At 39.1% G+C, this 18,391-nt stretch carries 20 protein-coding genes; 16 read left to right on the forward strand and 4 right to left on the reverse strand.

Annotation, left to right across the window (positions count from 1 at the left end):
* Positions 1–41 precede the first annotated feature (41 nt).
* The 16 genes from BLE01S_RS10910 to BLE01S_RS10985 all read left to right on the forward strand — a co-directional run bounded on the left by BLE01S_RS10910 (position 42) and on the right by BLE01S_RS10985 (position 13,077).
* Positions 42–1,451 (forward strand): ATP-dependent helicase ComFA, encoded by a 1,410-nt coding sequence (locus BLE01S_RS10910; protein WP_066141514.1) that lies wholly within the window; start codon positions 42–44, stop codon positions 1,449–1,451.
* A complete protein-coding gene (locus BLE01S_RS10915) occupies positions 1,448–2,158 on the forward strand; it encodes a ComF family protein (RefSeq protein ID WP_082788697.1) in 711 nt (236 codons plus the stop codon). Before BLE01S_RS10910 ends, BLE01S_RS10915 begins: the two co-directional genes overlap by 4 nt.
* A gap of 54 nt (positions 2,159–2,212) precedes the next feature.
* On the forward strand, positions 2,213–2,620 hold the full coding sequence (locus BLE01S_RS10920) for a TIGR03826 family flagellar region protein (RefSeq protein WP_066141517.1): 408 nt from the start codon (positions 2,213–2,215) through the stop codon (positions 2,618–2,620).
* Positions 2,621–2,740: 120 nt separating this feature from the next.
* Positions 2,741–2,998 (forward strand): flagellar biosynthesis anti-sigma factor FlgM, encoded by a 258-nt coding sequence (gene flgM, locus BLE01S_RS10925; RefSeq protein WP_066141520.1) that lies wholly within the window; start codon positions 2,741–2,743, stop codon positions 2,996–2,998.
* 252 nt (positions 2,999–3,250) lie between these two features.
* Positions 3,251–5,491: a hypothetical protein gene (locus BLE01S_RS10930; protein ID WP_066141523.1), complete on the forward strand. Its 2,241-nt coding sequence runs from the start codon at positions 3,251–3,253 to the stop codon at positions 5,489–5,491.
* Entirely contained in the window at positions 5,488–5,781 is a 294-nt protein-coding gene (locus BLE01S_RS10935; protein WP_066141526.1) for an EscU/YscU/HrcU family type III secretion system export apparatus switch protein, read from the forward strand. Before BLE01S_RS10930 ends, BLE01S_RS10935 begins: the two co-directional genes overlap by 4 nt.
* 220 nt (positions 5,782–6,001) lie before the next feature.
* Positions 6,002–6,430: a flagellar export chaperone FliS gene (gene fliS / locus BLE01S_RS10940; protein WP_066141528.1), complete on the forward strand. Its 429-nt coding sequence runs from the start codon at positions 6,002–6,004 to the stop codon at positions 6,428–6,430.
* A gap of 17 nt (positions 6,431–6,447) precedes the next feature.
* Positions 6,448–7,287: a flagellin N-terminal helical domain-containing protein gene (locus BLE01S_RS10945; RefSeq protein ID WP_066141531.1), complete on the forward strand. Its 840-nt coding sequence runs from the start codon at positions 6,448–6,450 to the stop codon at positions 7,285–7,287.
* Between the two features lie 72 nt (positions 7,288–7,359).
* Entirely contained in the window at positions 7,360–7,797 is a 438-nt protein-coding gene (locus BLE01S_RS10950) for a YaaR family protein (RefSeq protein ID WP_066141533.1), read from the forward strand.
* Positions 7,798–7,842: 45 nt separating this feature from the next.
* On the forward strand, positions 7,843–8,325 hold the full coding sequence (locus BLE01S_RS10955; protein WP_066141538.1) for a flagellar protein FlgN: 483 nt from the start codon (positions 7,843–7,845) through the stop codon (positions 8,323–8,325).
* 11 nt (positions 8,326–8,336) lie between these two features.
* Positions 8,337–9,857 carry a flagellar hook-associated protein FlgK gene (flgK, locus tag BLE01S_RS10960; protein ID WP_066141543.1) on the forward strand — a complete coding sequence of 507 codons (1,521 nt, stop codon included), beginning with the start codon at positions 8,337–8,339 and terminating at the stop codon, positions 9,855–9,857.
* 11 nt (positions 9,858–9,868) lie between these two features.
* Positions 9,869–10,753 (forward strand): flagellar hook-associated protein FlgL, encoded by an 885-nt coding sequence (flgL, locus tag BLE01S_RS10965; protein ID WP_066141545.1) that lies wholly within the window; start codon positions 9,869–9,871, stop codon positions 10,751–10,753.
* Positions 10,754–10,858: 105 nt separating this feature from the next.
* The gene (locus tag BLE01S_RS10970) at positions 10,859–11,413 is read left to right on the forward strand and encodes a DUF6470 family protein (RefSeq protein WP_066141550.1); all 555 of its coding nucleotides are present in this window, start codon (positions 10,859–10,861) and stop codon (positions 11,411–11,413) included.
* A gap of 16 nt (positions 11,414–11,429) precedes the next feature.
* Positions 11,430–11,867, forward strand: coding sequence for a flagellar assembly protein FliW (gene fliW / locus BLE01S_RS10975; protein WP_066141553.1), 438 nt, complete (start codon positions 11,430–11,432; stop codon positions 11,865–11,867).
* A 4-nt stretch (positions 11,868–11,871) separates the two neighbouring features.
* Entirely contained in the window at positions 11,872–12,099 is a 228-nt protein-coding gene (gene csrA / locus BLE01S_RS10980; protein WP_066141558.1) for a carbon storage regulator CsrA, read from the forward strand.
* A 153-nt stretch (positions 12,100–12,252) separates the two neighbouring features.
* Positions 12,253–13,077, forward strand: a complete 825-nt coding sequence (locus tag BLE01S_RS10985) for a flagellin N-terminal helical domain-containing protein (RefSeq protein ID WP_066141560.1) — start codon at positions 12,253–12,255, stop codon at positions 13,075–13,077.
* Positions 13,078–13,683: 606 nt separating this feature from the next.
* Here BLE01S_RS10985 and BLE01S_RS10990 read toward each other — a convergent pair.
* Genes BLE01S_RS10990 through BLE01S_RS11005 form a run of 4 tightly spaced genes read right to left on the reverse strand, consistent with a single transcriptional unit; the run spans position 13,684 to position 18,175 of the window.
* A complete protein-coding gene (locus tag BLE01S_RS10990) occupies positions 13,684–15,228 on the reverse strand; it encodes a hydantoinase/oxoprolinase family protein (protein WP_066141563.1) in 1,545 nt (514 codons plus the stop codon).
* Positions 15,225–16,319, reverse strand: a complete 1,095-nt coding sequence (locus BLE01S_RS10995; RefSeq protein WP_066141565.1) for an S-methyl thiohydantoin desulfurase family protein — start codon at positions 16,317–16,319, stop codon at positions 15,225–15,227. Before BLE01S_RS10995 ends, BLE01S_RS10990 begins: the two co-directional genes overlap by 4 nt.
* Before the next feature lies 1 nt (position 16,320).
* Positions 16,321–17,598 (reverse strand): cytosine permease, encoded by a 1,278-nt coding sequence (locus BLE01S_RS11000; RefSeq protein WP_066141568.1) that lies wholly within the window; start codon positions 17,596–17,598, stop codon positions 16,321–16,323.
* Positions 17,588–18,175, reverse strand: a complete 588-nt coding sequence (locus BLE01S_RS11005) for a TetR/AcrR family transcriptional regulator (RefSeq protein WP_066141570.1) — start codon at positions 18,173–18,175, stop codon at positions 17,588–17,590. Before BLE01S_RS11005 ends, BLE01S_RS11000 begins: the two co-directional genes overlap by 11 nt.
* Between the last annotated feature and the right edge of the window lie 216 nt (positions 18,176–18,391).

Genomic DNA, 18,391 nt, shown 5'->3' on the forward strand with positions numbered 1-18,391 from the left:
GGGCCAGTTCTCTTTTACAAATAAATTAATGAGGTGATAATTTGAAAACTAATACAAACCCCGATTTACCCTCGACAACTCTCATCCCCCGCGATATTCAGCTATTTCTTTCAGGTCGTTCCCTACTCCAGCAAGAACTTCCCTTTTCTCAAAAAATAATGAACGAATATCTTTCTCAAGGTCTTATTAAGTTGAAGCCTGGCATTCGAATTCAGCATAGAACCTTAAGATGTGAGAGGTGTGCTAATACAGTTATGCGTTTATTTGGGCGATTTCCTTGTGCCAATTGTGGAAAGGAATGTTCCTATTGCCGTAAATGCATCATGATGGGGAGGGTTTCTACATGTACACCATTATATAGTTGGAATGGTCCAATCCCTGAAAACAATGTTACCGTATCCCTTCAATGGCAAGGAGAACTATCACCTGGACAGAAATTAGCTTCCGAAGCTGTCTTACAAGCAATCGAATCAAGTTCAGAGATTTTAATTTGGGCAGTTTGTGGCGCTGGAAAAACTGAAGTGCTTTTTGCCGGCATTGAAAAAGCGTTACAGCTCGGACATCGTGTGTGTATTGCTACACCAAGGACAGATGTTGTATTAGAGCTTGCACCAAGGTTTAAAAAGGTGTTTCCAACCATCGACATTGCAGCTCTATACGGTGGAAGTGATGATCGAAACCTTTATGCTCCTCTTACCATTTCTACAACACATCAACTCCTAAGGTTTGAAGCGGCTTTTGATGCCATCGTCGTGGATGAAGTGGATGCTTTTCCATATACATTTGATGAAAGTCTACAATGGGCAGTGAAAAAAGCGGCCATGCTTCGCTCAGCAAATATTTACTTAACGGCCACACCTAGTGCAACTTGGCAGATCGAATGTAAAGTTGGCAAGCGACCACATATTAAAATCCCCGCACGCTACCACCGAAAACCGCTACCAGTTCCTGCCTTCACTTGGTGTGGAAATTGGCGTAAGCAACTTGAAAAAGAGATAATTCCTCATAAGATCATTCAATGGGTTCGACAACGTATCACTGCTAAAAAACAAGCACTCGTATTTTTTCCCCATATTGAATTAATGGAAAAAGCATTACCTTTATTTAGACGTCTCCATCAAGCAATTGAATCTGTTCATGCAGAAGATCCCGAGCGTAAAGAAAAAGTCGAAAGCATGCGTGCCAAAAAAATCCCTATTCTGTTGACAACAACCATCCTCGAACGTGGTGTGACTTTTCCTAATATCGATGTCGCTGTCATCGGTGCAGAAGATGATACGTTTACTGAGTCGGCTTTAGTGCAGATTTCTGGTCGGGTAGGAAGAAGTGCTTCCTATCCATCTGGAAAGATTACTTTTTTCCATTATGGAAGAACGCAAGCGATGATTAAGGCGCTCACACATATCGATGAGATGAACCAAGAAGCACAGAAAAAAGGGCTTTTGTCATGATGAACAATCATTGTATTTATTGTGATATGCAGATCGTTACCGAAGTAACTTGGAGAAAGCTCATCTTTAAGTCTGAAGAAGCCGTTTTATGTCATCATTGTTTTGAAAAGTTAACATTAATAAAGGGAAAGCGTTGTGGCAAATGCTCTCGATCTTTAGAAAAGCTGAAAGCAGAATTTATTACAGATTCAGTATGTACGGATTGCGTTCGCTGGGAAGTGAATCCAAATTGGAAAGATATCCTTCAGCAAAATCTCTCCGTATTTGAGTATAATGAGTACTTAAAAGAAATGCTTGCTCGTTATAAATACCGTGGGGATTATGAACTTGCGGCTGCATTTTCTAAGGAAATAAGCGCATGCATCAACCAACTCACCTATGATATACTCGTACCAATTCCATTAAGTGAAGAACGTCTGCAAGAAAGAGGATTTAATCAAACGATAGGGCTCGCCGAAAAAGCCGGATTCGCAATAGAGGATTTACTGATCCGTAAACATGCGGAGAAGCAATCAAAAAAGACGAGGCAAGCTCGTATGCAATCAACAGATGTCTTTGCTGTATCTACAAAAGAGGATTTAACAGAGAAACATATTTTGCTCATAGATGATATTTATACAACGGGTTCAACGATTCGCCATGCAGCGAAGGTGTTAAAACAGGCTGGTGCTAAGTCCATATCAGCTTTTACTTTAGCAAGAGGTTAAACATCAAGCGGAATAGCCGATACAATAAATAGAAGCAAAAATCAGGGGGAAGTAATAATGGATTTAGATAATTGTCCAAACTGTGGTAACATTTATGTGAAAAATACCATTCGTGATTGCTGTGATGCATGTTATAAAAAAGAAGAGGCAGATTATGATAGGGTGTATCGATTTTTAAGGAAAAGGGAAAATAGAGCCGCGACGATGGAAACAGTAGCAAAAGCAACAGATGTAGAAGAATATCTGTTGCAGAAATGGGTTAAAAAAGGACGCTTGCAAGTGGCGCAATTTCCTAATTTAGGCTTCCCATGTGATCGTTGTGGTACTTTGATTACAAAAGGAAAAATATGTGAAAACTGTGCTACATCGATCAAACAAGAACTGAGCGCATTTGAAAATGAGAAAAATAGACAAGACCAACTTCATACAGCTGTGTATCATTCTCAAGACCTAAAGAAATGACATATAAGGTTAGTTAAAATGAGAGAATTGGCCTATGAATTCATCCTAAACAATTTAAAGAGTGAACCGATACTAATAATATAGAAACAGATGAGAGACGGAATCAAAGGAGGAAAGACCATGAAAATCAATCCCTTTCGACCTGTGGAACACAATCCATATAAACAGAAAGTAAATAAAGTGGAGCAACAATCTGCAACAGGCAAAACGGATAAAGTGGAAATTTCCGCTAGAGCTAAAGAAATGCAGCAAATTCCGTCCATTGCCAAAGAACGGGAAGCGCGAATTGCTGAATTAAAAGAGCAAGTGAAAAATGGGACGTACGAAGTGAACCCGAAAGAAGTAGCAGAAAGCATCGCAAAGTTTTACCGACTATAAACAAATGTACAGAGTTAGAAAATTTAATATAGCGACATTCGAACGGATTCGACTAGTGCTCATGGATGAGCGGCTACAAATGTGAAATGTCAGCGATTGCGTAGAACCATGAAATGCATAGGTTCTATTTAAAGATGGCTGATATTTTGTGTAACGAATCTGATGATTGAGGGAACTTGCCCCAGCATCTTTGTATGCTTAGCCAATTTGGCTGATGGGCTAGTTCCCTCTCTTTATGGGGGCGTGAATTTAATGTTGATTCAAAACGAATCAAAGCTTCAATCTTTAATAATAAATGAAAGTTCTAGCCAGCTTAAAGAAGGCGGAACATATCATGCAACTGTAAAAGAAAAGCTTCCAAATAATGAGGCGCTTGTCCAAATAAAAGGACAAGAAATGAAGGTAAAAGTAGACGGTGCTCTTCCGAACACAGGTAAAGTACTGTTGCAAGTGACAGATATGAAGCAGGAGATTCCAGTTGTAAAAGCAACAACGAACCAAGTGAATGCCAATCAACCACAAAACGTAAAGCCACAACAGGCAGTACTTTCAGATGGTGTGAGACAAGCAGTTCAACTTCTCCAAGATAATCATATTCCAATAACAAAAGAAACGATAAATAATATAAAAACATATATGGAAAAAGGACCGGGAACACCAGAGCAAAAATTAGAAACGATTGCGCAAATGGCTGGAAAAAAGCTTGAATTTACACCTTCACAAATAAAGGCTGCTCATGAATCATTGCATGGCAAACCATTCGGGCATGTTTTGGAAGATATTGCTTCGGAATTGAATCAAGACTATAAAAACCAGATCCGGCAACAAGATTCAATCCAAGGAAAAGTGGCGGAAGTATTAGCAAAGCTTGAACAGCTCGTGAAAGATCCGGCAAAATCAGCAATCATTCAGCAACTAGCAAAAGCATTACAACAAGGGGAAAGTCCGCAAAACGTGGCAAGAGAGCTTTTAAGTAAACTTGCAGTTGAATTAAAAAACAATCCCCAATTGGCGAAAATAGTTTCAAACGTACTGCAAGCAACAGTCGAAGTGCGCGTGCCAACATCAAGTCTTGCGACAACAGATATGTCTGAATCAATCATCCAACAAGCTGCTAAGCAAATTAAAACCGTGCCAAATCTGACCAATGTGATTCAATTTCTCAAAGATAGTATAGGGCAGGATGAATGGACGGGAGCTCAAAAAGAGATATTACAAGCAGCGATTGGAAAAGCGGAACAATTCCAATCTGCGGGAAGAGAGCTTGCAGCACGACAAGAACTTGCCACTGCATTGACTCAGTTGGAAACGCAACAACCTCAGCAGGCACAAACACAGGAAGCGGAAACAACATATCGTTTTAATAGCGAAATACTAGCAGCTGTTCCAGTAGAATCACGGGATTTAATTGTGACAACTATTTCGAAAAAGCTATCACAGGCAGCATTAGATTTTAAAGCGGTGCAGAGAGATATTAGAAATGCTTTACAAACGACGGAAAGTTTAATGAAGCAAGCGCCACTTCAAGCGAGACCGCCATTAGAAACAGCGATCAAACAGCTCGACAATGCTATTTTAAAAAGTGATTTTATGCTCTATACGGATATGGGGACAGAAAAGAAACTATTGCAAGCAAGCTCCCAACTTCATGATGCAAGAAAATTGCTTGCTAAAGGCGAATTCGCTAAGGCAAGTGAAATTGTCCATCAAGTGAAAACAACCGTAGAAAAGCTCATGTTTCAGCCATCAGATGTACGCATGAAGCATTATGTATCAAAAGAAATGCTGCAACTTGAACAGCCATCACTTGGCAGACAGCTGGCACATGTTGTAGAAGAGCCACTCCAAGCGCTGAGGCAGGAACCAACAGCAAGGCATGCACTTGAATATATGCGAAGTCTCGGTCTGTCCTATGATTCAGATATTGCACATCGACTTGTTGCTGGAGAGAGCGCGAAAGCAGATGCAGATACAACATTGAAAAATTTATTGTTGAAGCTTGCGCAAACAGAAGGAAACAATCAAACGAGTCAAAAAGCAGAACAAGCATTGCAAAATATGACAGGCCAACAATTAATGAGTAAATCAGACTCAACAGGCCTCCAAACGATGCTATTTTCATTACCAATCGTATTGCAAGATCAAGTAGAAAATGTAAAAGTATTCCTCAAGTCAAATAATAGTGGGCAAAAAATTGATTGGGAGAATTGCAGTCTCTACTTTTTATTGGAAACGAAAAAAATGGGTGATGTCGGCATTATGCTTACTGCAGTTGATCGAACATTGTCCTTAACACTAAAGAACGATCAGCATGGTTTCAAAGAAAGAATGCTGCCACTTGCAGAAAAAGCAAAAGGTCGCCTAGAAGAAATTGGTTATAAAATTGGTGCATTGCAATTTACAACTTTGACAGAAGCAGTAGAACAAGAGAAAAAAGCAGAACCAGTGAAACAACCATCTATTTCAGAAAGAGGGTATGATTTTAGCGTATGATCCCTAATTATTATAATCAGAAAAAACGCCGCATGAAAAATGGCCCTTCAGCAGCGGTACTTCGCTATGATGAGACAGAAGGTGGAGCACCACAAGTTGTCGCCCAAGGAACAGGTGCACTTGCAGTGAAAATTATGGAACTAGCAAAAGCACACGATGTCCAAATGCAAGAAGATGCCAGTCTTGTCGGCCAATTACTCGATATCGACCTTGGTAATAACGTCCCACCACAACTTTACTCAGTCATCGCGGAAGTTTTAATCTTATTAGAAGAGATGGAACATAGATAGAGGATAAAATCTAGCCTATACGAGAAAGAATTCATCTTAAATGAGAATCAAATGGCTCTATACGAGAATGAATTCGTTCTGAACGAGAATGAAACAACTTTATACGAGATTGAACTTGACCTAAACGAGAATGAAGATAGAAAATGAGAAGGAATTCGAATGTACCTCTTCATAAAACGAATATGACGCCGATATTTATAGTGAACGGAGGCGAAAGCCAGTGGACTTCTTAACAAAAGAATTAATCTATCAAATGACACCACAAAAAATTACGGCACTTTTATATGAAGTATGTATTAATCATTTACAAGATGCCATTCAAGATATTGAGCAAAACCAACCACTAGAAGCGAACGTGAAATTACAAAAAGTGAATGATATATTAGAGCGTCTCGGTGCTGGAATTAATTACGAAGCAGGCATTGTCGCAGACCAGCTAGACACACTTTATAACTATATGGCAAACCAAGTGATTATTGGAAACTTGAAAAAAGATAAAGCGATCCTTGAAGAAGTATTAAATATATGTGAACAATTGGCAAGTGCTTGGAATGAAGCAATGAACACAGGCGAAACACAAAGTCAACGCCTGCACCAGCAAAGAACAAATGCTTACGAGCAAAACGTAATGGTCTTAGACCGCGAGTAGAGAGGGGAACATAAACCATGAGAATCAACCATAATATACAAGCTTTAAACGCATATAGAAACTTATCGCAAACAATGCAAAGTACATCGAAAAGTTTAGAAAAACTATCATCAGGCCTTCGTATTAACCGTGCAGCAGATGATGCAGCAGGACTAGCTATTTCCGAAAAAATGCGCTCACAAATTCGCGGATTAGGCATGGCAGAACGTAATTCATTGGACGCAGTCTCCCTCATTCAAACAGCAGAAGGTGCGTTGAATGAAACACATACGATTTTACAAAGAATGAGAGAGTTAAGTGTGCAAGCGGCGAATGGGACGATGGAAGACGATGATCGCAAAGCAGTACAAGCAGAAATCGATCAACTAACAGCAGAAATCGATCGGATTGCGGACACAACTCAATTTAATCAGAAAAAATTACTAGATGGTGCGGTAGGTGCAACAGGAGAATTAAAGATCCAGTTCCAAGTTGGCGCTAATAAAGATGAAGTGTTAATTGTTGAGATTGAAAAAATGGATGCGGTAAGCTTGAACATTGCAACGGCAACTCAGAATACAAGCGTATCTACTGCAGAAGATGCGGGTAAGGCGATTTCAATATTTGAAGCTGCAATTCAGAAAGTATCTGAACAACGCTCCAAACTCGGTGCCTACCAAAACCGTCTAGAACACACGGTGACGAATTTACAAACAGCCAATGAAAACTTAACAGCTGCTGAATCCCGGATTAGAGATCTTGATATGGCGTTAGAAATGACGACCTTTACGAGAAACAATATTTTAAACCAAGCTGGACAAGCAATGCTGGCACAAGCAAATCAGTTACCGCAAGGAATCTTGCAGTTACTTCAATAATTAATTTGACCGTCTCTGGCACCTTCTTTAGCAGCGGGTGTCAGTTTTTTTACAAAAAAAGGAGTGATCACGATGGATGTGCGCAGGGTGGAAAGTACTGGAGTGCATAGTGTCCAAAAGAAAGAACAGCAAGCAGCACATTCTGTTCATTTTTCTGAAGTGATGTCGAAAAAACGTGAAAATGTTGTGTTCGAGCGGATGGATAAGCTTCGTCAGGAGATTGAACAGCAAGGTGAGAAACTTGCTAAGTCACAAACGATCGAAGACTTTAGAAAATATAAGCAACTCGTTAAATCATTCATGGATGATGCGGTCCGTAATGGCCTTCAGCTGGAAGAACAACGTGGATTCGATTGGCGTGGACGAACGAAAGTGTATAAGATCGTCAAAGAAGTGGATAAGAAGTTAATAGACTTGGCGAATACTGTTTTAGACAAAGAGCAAAAAGGACTGAACATTCTCAGTCTTATTGGCGAAATTGAAGGGCTTTTAATTAATATCTATACTTGAAAAATGACGATGCTTGTCGATATTACAAAAGAGGGAGGTCAGCAGATGGCGACCCAATTACTCGTAGAAGCAATGGAAAAGCTGATCTCTATACATAAACTTTTATTAGAGACAGCAAACGAAAAAACAGAGGCAATTAAAAATAATGATATGCAAAGTCTGACTAGACTTTTACGTGAAGAACAAAAACATGTAGCTGCAATTCAAGTTGCAGATCAAAATCGCCTAAAAGCAACAATTGATTTAACGAATAATAAAGAGGCGACAATTTCGGAGATTATCGAGGGTCTCAGTGGAACGGAGCAAGAAAAGCTGATCATTTTACAAGAGAAGCTAGTTGCAATTATTGATGAGTTGAAAGATAAGAATGCATTAAATCAGCAACTGCTTACTTATTCTATGCAATTCGTAAATATGAATCTAGATATACTTGCGCCGGAACAAGAACTGCCAAACTACTCGAAAACAAGAAATGAAGGAAACGATCAACCGGAAGCTGGTAGATCGATATTCGATTCAAAAGCATAGGGGGATAAGCAATGCGATCCACATTCATGGGACTCGAAACAGCAAAACGCGGCATGTACGCTCAACAAAGCGCAATCTATGTGACAGGCCATAATATTGCTAATAAAAATACGCCGGGATATACACGCCAACGTGTAAACTTCGTACAGACCGAACCATATCCAGCTGCATCAATGAACCGTCCGCAAATTCCAGGGCAACTTGGAACAGGGGTGACAGACGGCAGTATTCAAAGAATTCGTGAATCATTCATCGATGAACAATATCGCGCGGAAAATAATAAATTTGGTTATTATAATACCCTCGCAAGTTCGATAAGTAAAATGGAAGATATTATGAATGAACCAAGTGATACAGGCTTATCAAAGGCTATGGCGCAATTTTGGCAGTCGCTTCAAGATTTAAGTAAAGACGCAGATAACGAGGGAGCAAGAAGGGTTGTGCTTCAACGTGGAGTCGCGCTTTCTGAAACATTCCAATACTTGCATTCTTCTTTAACGACGATTCGTGGGGATATCAAAAAAGAACTGGATGCTTCAGTAACAGAAATCAATTCACTTGCCAAACAACTTGCTTCCATTAATAAGCAAATAAGTGATGTAGAACCTCATGGTTATTTACCGAATGATTTGTATGATGAGAGAGATCGGTTGCTTGATGAATTATCGAATCTTGTACCGATTGAAATTACAACTGTTCCTTACGGAGGGAATTCCCTTGCCATTGCTGAAGGAGGACGGAAAGTTGAAATCGTCCTTGGCGATGAACGAATAACGCTTGTCGATGATAGAGCAGCGAATGAATTAGAGATAAATGGTAAGCAATTAAGTGTCAAAGGCTCAACAGATTCTATTACTTTTGGTGATCATGCGGAAGGTAAGGGAAAACTAGCAGCATTTATTTCTGCTTATGGAGAAGATGGCCCACCACCAACAGGTTTATATCCTGAAATGATTGATGATCTTGATAAATATGCATTTACATTTGCAAAAGTTTTTAATGCGGTTCATCAAGAAGGTTTTGATTTAAATGGGGATAAAGGAAAAGCCTTTTTTAATATTGGTGATGGTGATTCTTATAAAGGTGCAGCAGGGAAAATCGGTGTTTCATTAACTAACCCATCTGACATTGCAGCTTCTTTAAAGCCAACACATCAAGGAAATGGAGACAATGCCTTAAATTTTGGAAAGATAAAAGACTTGGTCATTAAAGAAGGAGTAATAACACTTCCTTCAGGTCAAGAACTTTCTGGATTGGATATTGAATCAGGTACATTGCAATCATTTTATGAGGGAATTATCGGAAAAATGGCTGTCGAAGGTCAACAAGCCAACCGTCTATATTACAATACTGGCGTATTGCTTAATTCCGTGGACAATAACCGTAGATCCGTAAGTGAAGTATCCTTGGATGAAGAATTCTCAAACTTGATCCAATATCAACATGCATATTCCGCTTCAGCTAGAATGATTACAGTTGTTGATGAAATGCTGGATAAAATTATTAACGGGATGGGACAAGCTGGTAGATAAGGAGGGGTTACATGCGTATAACTGATGGAATGATCGCAAGAAATGTAATGAATAATATTAATCAAAGTTATTCAAGACTAGATAAATTATTTGAACAAGCACAAACTCAGAAAAAAATCTCACGACCATCCGATGACCCAGTCACTGCGATGAAAGGGATGTTTTACAGAACGAATGTAATAGAAGTGGAACAGTTTAAACGAAACTTCTCAGAAGCCCATAACTGGATCGAAACGACAGATTCAGCGATCGGGGAAGCGACGAAAATCATGGAACGTGTACGTGAGCTTACCACACAGGCTAGTAATGAAACTTATGACGAGGGACAACTGAAATCAATTGCCGAAGAGGTAACTCAATTAAAAGAACATATGAAAACTCTTGCTAACTCTAAAGTTGGTAATAAATATATTTTTAATGGCACAAACACATTAAATGCCCCATTTAAAGACTTAAATGATGCGGCACCCAATTTTAATTCTGACGACGTAAACTTTGAATTGGCAAAAGATATTTTCGTGCCTGTTAATATGCAAGGATCAGCCGTGTTTGGAGAAGGTGAAGATAGTATCTTTAGCCTATTCGATAAATTGGAAACAGCACTTAATGATGGGGAAACAACAGGACTTACTAATTTTCTTGATGATATAGATGCTAGTACGAATAAACTATTAGGTGCTAGAGCTGAAATCGGAGCGCGGACAAACCGCTTGGAGTTCATGGAAGAGCGAATTGATAATCAAGAAGTGATCGCCAAACGAATCATGTCTGATAATGAAGACGTGGAATTCGAAAAAGTAGTAATGGAATTTAAAGCACAAGAAGCGGTGCATCAAGCCGCAATGGCTGTCGCAGCTAGAATAATTCAGCCAACACTTATGGACTTTTTAAGATAATAAATAGCCGCATAAAGTGCCAGGCTCCTCCCAACGCGCTATCTACATAGCGATTTTTCGCAACGTAGGAGGTGCTTGGCACTTTTTTATTGGGGGTTAATATAGATGCAAATGCCACAGATAAGAATGCAGTCGCAATCAGCACAATTGGCAATCCAGTCTCAGCCAGCGTATCAATCGATACAACAACCAAAAGCAGATTTGCAAATCAAACAAAATCAAGCGACAATGTCGATAAGAACAACAGAAGGAAAACTAACGATTGATCAAACGCAAGCATGGGAAGAGATGGGATTAAAAAGTGTATTCCGAAGTGCGCGGGAAAATTCACAAAAAGCAAGACAAGCAGTTTTACAAGGGATCGCAAGGGTATCAAGAGAAGGGGATGAAATGCTCCAATCTTTAAAAGGAAGAAATGTCGCCGCTGAGCAAGCGGCACGAAAGGCAAACCCAGCTCCTTCAGAAACGTATATTACTTACATCCCTTCTAACTTTTCAGTGAAAACACATTATCAGCCCGGAAAAACCGATATTCGTTTTCAAGAAAACAAGCCAGTGATCCAAGCACGTACCCAAAAGCCAATCATTTCTTATCATCCAGGAAAAGTTAATTTCTCCTTAAAACAACATAATAGCTTGAAAATTGATTTCGTAAAATAAAACGGAGCGTGAACTTATGAATATTCAAACGAAATACCATGGCGAAGTCGACATTACCGAAGATACAATCCTATCTTTTGAAAAAGGGATTCCAGGATTTCCTGACGAGAAAAAGTTTACCTTACTGCCTTTACCTGACCAAACCGTTGTTAGCGTGTTGCAGTCGGTGGAAACAACTGATCTTGCTTTTGTCATTGCAGACCCATATAGTTTTTACGAAAAATATGATTTTGCATTGGATGATACAACAGTAGAATTACTACAAATTGATAGTGCTGAAGATGTTAGCGCATTTGTGATCTTATCTGTACATGACCCATTTGAAGCGAGCACAGCTAATTTACAAGCACCGATCATTGTCAATGTCAAAAATAATCTTGCAAAACAAGTAATCATCAACGATGAAAAATACAAAACAAAGCACCCGCTCTTCGGGCAGCCGGCAAAGGGGTGACAAGATGCTCGTATTAACTAGAAAAAAAGGCGAATCTATCCAAATAGGCAACGACATCGAAATCAAAATCACATCCATTAAAGGTGACCAAGTAAAAATCGGCATCAACGCACCTAAAAATGTCGAGATCCATCGCAAAGAAGTATGGCTAGATATCCAAAACGAAAACACCGCAGCATCAGAAGGAGTCACAGATTTATTCACAATCCTGTCAAAAGCAAAAAAACAATAAAGATTTTAACAAAAACTATTAAACTTTCCATTAAAGGGACGATATAACTATTGTAAGCGAAAGAGAAAGGGCGGCCGACCTTGACTCCTTCGCTCAAAAAATAAACAACTATTCACAAGGACGTGGATAGTACATTCAAGGAGGAAATTTATAATGATTATCAATCACAATATCGCGGCGCTTAACACGCACCGTCAACTAGGTGCTGCTAACGGAGCACAAGGTAAATCAATGGAGAAATTGGCTTCAGGTATGCGTATTAACCGTGCTGGAGATGACGCTGCTGGGTTGGCAATTTCTGAAAAGATGAGAGCGCAAGTAAAAGGTCTAGACCAAGCTTCACGTAACTCACAGGATGCGATTTCTATGATCCAAACTGCAGAAGGTGCATTGAATGAAACTCATTCTATCTTACAACGTATGCGTGAATTAGCCGTTCAATCATCAAATGATACAAACACTGCTGATGATAGAGCAGAAATTCAATTAGAAATTGATGATTTAATTGAAGAAGTTGATAGAATTGCAACAACTACACAATTTAATAGTCAAAATCTATTAGACCAAACGGGTGGTGCTACAGGAGCCTTTACATTCCAAATTGGCGCTAATACTACTCAAACTTTAGAGGTAACTTTTGCAGATATGCAATCAGCTGCTCTTGGTATAGATGCAATTGATTTAGGAACAGATAGCGCGACTTCAACTGCGGCTATTAAAACAATTGACGATGCTATCAAGCTTGTTTCAGATGAGCGTGCTCAGATGGGAGCAAAACAAAACAGACTAGAGCATACTATTAATAATCTAGGAACGGCATCTGAAAACCTAACTGCTGCAGAATCACGTATTCGTGACGTAGACATGGCGAAAGAAATTATGGAGCAAACTAAAAACTCTATTCTTTCACAAGCAGCTCAAGCTATGCTTGCGCAAGCTAACCAAGCTCCACAAGGAGTATTACAACTTCTTCGTTAATTTTAATTTACTTGAAAGGACTCTAGTTATGCTAGGGTTCTTTTTATATTTATAAGATTTTATACGCTTCATTGGAAAAAGTAACTTTTGAATTATGTATACAAAGTAATCTAGTATTACATTATAGAAGCACAAGGTGGTTATTATGGGATATCATCGTTTTAGAGACGAGCAGTTGGCTGTGCCCATAGAGGAAGGGGTGAGTAATAAAAATATTAATATACGTTACCAAGAATTTCAATAACCATCGAAAAGAGAAAACCCAATGAATAAAGACGACCAAGATATAAAACAATTTCTTGAAGAACAGATTCAGTGGAGTGAAATACAGATTCGTATGTTAGATGAAATGAATCAGAAGCTTCATAACATAAAATAAAAGAAATAGTGGAGTATGCACTTGAGCATGAACTTACTCCTTTGGAAATTAATAATTTGAATGCTCAATTAGAAAGATTGAAGAATGAATTCAGTTTCTTAGAGAAGCAGTTCTATCCCGTTTTCCATTAATACTTCTTTCGTTTTACAAATTTATCATAAAAAAACCGAGTGCTAACACCCGGTCGATAAATCTATCATATGATGACTGTAAGACATTAAAAATCTTCAAATTTTCAACGGCCCCGCCGCTTTAACCCTCACCAGTATTGCATTACCCGGCAAATATGCAAGCGCAAAATCCTCCAATAAAATGATCTCAACCTTATCCGGATCAGCACCAGCATTGACAGCTTCTTCAATAGCTTCCGCTTTCGCTTCTTCCATTACTTCTTGATAACTCTGATTTTCTAAGGAGTAGATGCGCTCTACTGTCCCGCTTATATCTCCAAGGGCGGCCCCGATTGCGTTAGCGACTTGGGCATGTTCAGGGCGAATGACTCGGCTTGCTCCTTTTAATGTTGTGGGTATGAGTGATGCACCACCACCAACAAGAACGACTGGCAGATCTTCAGCACTTGTTTTCATGCGATCAATGGCTTTTTCAATTAAGGTAACGAAGTCTGGATAAATTTTTTCGCAAGGAATCGATGCTAGGCGTGATAGATCCGTATGTTCAATTTCCATATAACCTGCACCGATGGCGATATCTGTTGTTGTTAATTCAGTGCCACCGAAAACGATGCCTTTTTCAGTTAATTGATAGCCAACGCTTTCAGGTCCGATTGTCCAAGCATCTTCTTGAAGATATACACGGGTTCCTCCTCCAAAGCCAATCGAGTATATATCGGGCATCCGGTAGTTTGTGCGTACGCCGCCTACTTCAACAGCAAGTGAAGTTTGGCGCGGGAAATTATTTGCTAGCACACCGATATCTGTTGTCGTTCCACCAATATCAACGACAATCGCATTCGGCTCTTTAGATAAATGGGCAGCACCTCGAATAGAGTTTGTTGGCCCACATGCGATCGTGTAAATTGGATATTTTTGTGCGTATTCATTTGTCATTAATGTCCCATCATTTTGGCCGAAGAAAATATTCGCATGAATGTCTTCGGCTTGCAATGCGCGTTTAAAGCCATTGGACACATGACTAATCGTTGTCATTAAGGCAGCATTTAATATTGTCGCATTTTCCCGTTCAATCAAACCGATTGAGCCAATTTCACTTGAAATGGACACAGGGATATTCGGCAATTCTTTTTCAAAGTATCGTGCTACCTCTTTTTCTTGATCACCAAGGACTGGGGAAAAAACACCGGAAATGGCAATCGAATCCACTTGGCCACGGAATAGATCTACGGATTTTTTTAACTCATCATAATCTAGATCTGCGATTGGTATGCCGTTAAATTCATAGCCGCCATGAATAAGCACTGTTTTTGCATGAAGCTTTTCAACTAAATCATTAGGCCAGCCAAGTAAAGGGGGGACAGTCGTTCCAGAAGGTAGGCAAATTCGAACAATCCCAACCTTGTTTAATGATTTCCTTTCCACTATCGCATTTGTACAATGTGTTGTACCAAGGGTAGCTACATTTATTTCTTTTACATTTATTTTCGTTTCCTCAAGCAGGCTTTTTATCGTCATTTGAATGCCTGAAAAAATATCCTTTGTTGTTGCCGTTTTTGCACTTCCTAATACTTCATTGGCATCATTGAGAATAACGCCATCCGTATTTGTGCCTCCTACGTCAATTCCAAGTCGTATCATCTAGGTGATTGCTCCTTTACTAAAGTTTCTAATGGTACATAATCATATGGATAATTGAAGTAGCGTGGACCAGCCGTTTCAATTCCAATCTTTGTCCGCCACTTTTCATTGGCAGGAAAGGCTACAATCACGACTCTTGCTCCATATTTCAAACCTTCTGTTGTAATAGGCATTCCAGTTTCTTCATCCAATACAGCAATTAAGTCTGGTGCCATTGCAATTGGTTTGCCATCGATTTCTGCTAAAAGATGTTCGTTTTGAAAAAATAATGTGCATGTTTTATTTTTATCATCATCCGTACCATCAAAGTTTGCTTCGCCTCGTGTAAACCCGCCTTGAACACCTCTTTTTATGAGCACGGCTTTTCCTTTAAATAATTGGTAACCATCCAAGATGTCGAGCATTTGAACAATAGGATGAATAGCTGCAGTTCTTTGTTCTTTTAATAATGCCCCGATTTGTCTCGCTAAAGTTAAAGTGCCCGGAATGACGCTTTTTTTCGCTTGAGCACCAGTAATACCATAGTCACAAACAATGGAAGATCCGCCCATTGCCACAGTTATATTACGGGCAAGTTTTTCACTCCAATGACCGTTTGCAGGTTCAATAGTTACAACGTTTCCTTGTTCATCGCCAAGTGTAACAAGTTCTGGTTTCAGGCCATCTAAATGAAAAGTAACCATCTGTGCCTCGGGAAAAGCTCGTCCCATGGCATCCCCATCTAAAATTGGAATTCTCATCATTGCTGCAACAGCAACGGGAATCAATGAATTAACTCCGCCAATTTCGATCGGCATCACTACATCCGTTTTTTTTCCTGATGCTTTTTCAAAAGCTTTAAGAGGGGCCACTAACTGTTTAAATGAAGGGATCTTTTCAACAAGGACACTAGGTGATCCCATTCCAGAAGCAGGCAATACCCATTGATTATCCTCTAGTTCATCTACTGTAATTACTTTAACTGGACCGTATTTTTGTATGGCAGAGAGAGCCATCATTTTCCCGATATACGGATCTCCACCCCCACCAGTGCCAAGGACTGCGGCACCGACTGCAATATTCTCAATATCTTCCTCATTTAACCATTTCATATTAATGAACTCCTTTTTGCATGCGTTGTTTATAGAATAGTAAGAATATAGATTGGAAAATAAAGGCAATTAAAAAACTATCTAATGATGAAATGCTTGTAAGAGTGAAAATTTCCAATCCGATCGGGCCTTCCATAGTGAGCCAACTAATCAATGATCCAAGTGCCCATGCAAGAAGAGGAAGAAATTTAAATGCTTGATCATTCACGCTGTCAAATATTTTCTTGCCCCCAATATAATAGGAAGCAGTGTATACACCACCTATTGGTGCGATAAACATGGTCATAATCGTTAAGAAATTGATGAAGTGATCATAAATACCAAACACAGCAAGCAATGTGCCAAGACCACCGGCGACTAGTGTAAGAACAGCTTTGTTTGTACGTGTGAAAATGACAGAAAGACTTAAACCAGAAGAATAGGCATTGCTAGTGTTCGTTGTCCACTGTGCAAGAATCAATACTAAAATACCGGGAATCCCTAACCCGACTGTAATCATAATAGTAGTCAAACTGCTTTCATCCATGATCCGCGATAAAATCATTGCCACAATTATCATGAAGCTATTTCCAAAGAAAAAGCCGAAAAATGATGCTAAAACTGCATCCTTTCTCGTCCGAGCCCATCTGGATACATCAGGAGAAATGACTGCACCAACAACAAAGATACTAATAACAAGTGAAATAGCCATCCCAATAGAAAAAATATTGTCTACAGGTGCACTAAGTTGGCTTATTCCAAACTTATTAACAGCTAAAATAACCGCGAGGATAACTAATATAAGTAATAAAGGCACAGACCATGAACTTAGTTTTTCGATCGCCCTATAGCCAATAATGGCAGTCGTCATCATCAATATTCCGCCAATACCTGCAAGTAGAGGAATGGGGACACTTAAACCAATGGATCCTTCAATGGCAACAAAAGCATTTTCTGCAAAAAAACCTGCTTGAACGCCAAACCAACCAAGTAAAGAAATAGCGATGAAAAAGGAAACAAACTTTGCTCCAGATATACCAAAAGTAAAACGGGAGATCATGGAGGTCGATAACCCTGTAACGGCGCCGACATATGCACAAAATGCAGCTAGTACTCCTAAAATAGCTGATCCGATAATTACTGAAAACAATGCATCATTAAACGTCATGCCGTTCCCTAATTCAGCTCCGAACAACATGGCTGACAAATCTATTCCTACAGCAATCCAGACCAAACTAATAGAAAACCACTTTTTTCTTTCATTCAATGGGACAGCTTCCCTTGCGTAATCATTTTTCATGTTCATAGCCTCCGAGTAAAATTGCTATTATGTGAAGAGCATGGTAGATTTGCTCACATAGTTCTTCTTCATCATATAAATTAATTTCCCAAAAAACGCCATCCATTAAAAGAAGGAACTGTTTCGTAATGGTACTTGCTTCCCGATTGGAAATAGATGGCTTGTCCCTTTTAATTAAATCAGTTAAAGAATCGATGAGCCAATAATCGAAATTTTTCATATGCTCTTGTAGAAATCGATTTATTTCGGATGGGGGAGACGTGATTAACGAGATATAGGCATTGGTCTCATGCATATTTTTTTTATGATAATCAATAGTCCCAATTAATAAGGAATGGAAAATTTCTAAAATAGACTTGTCGCGAGCCTCATTTAAGACTTTTTTCATTTCTAAAAGATGCTTTTCTAAAAGCATCTGAAACGCTGCAACGAATAATTCTTCTTTATTTTTAAAGAAAAAATAAATGGAGGCAGGTTTAATATCCACCTCCTCAGCAATTTTTCTCATAGTAGCCCCATGGTAATTAAAAAGCGAATATTGATTAATAGCCGCTTCTAGAATTTTGTCTCTAGTCAAAAAATTCACCACCTAATGAATGTTAGGTTAATGATAAACTAGGCTTTTTAGAAAATCAAGGACATTTTTGTACTACTATAGGCAAAAGTGTGAAATGTTACATAAATCTAAATATTGTTCATTCAACCTCATGCTCCATGGGTCTATGCATTATTTTCATTGGAAGATTCGAGTCTCCCAATGAAAATAATTGAGTGTATCGCTAATAAAACGATT

The organism is Lederbergia lenta NBRC 16444 (assembly GCF_001591545.1).
Taxonomy (GTDB): domain Bacteria; phylum Bacillota; class Bacilli; order Bacillales; family Bacillaceae_C; genus Lederbergia; species Lederbergia lenta.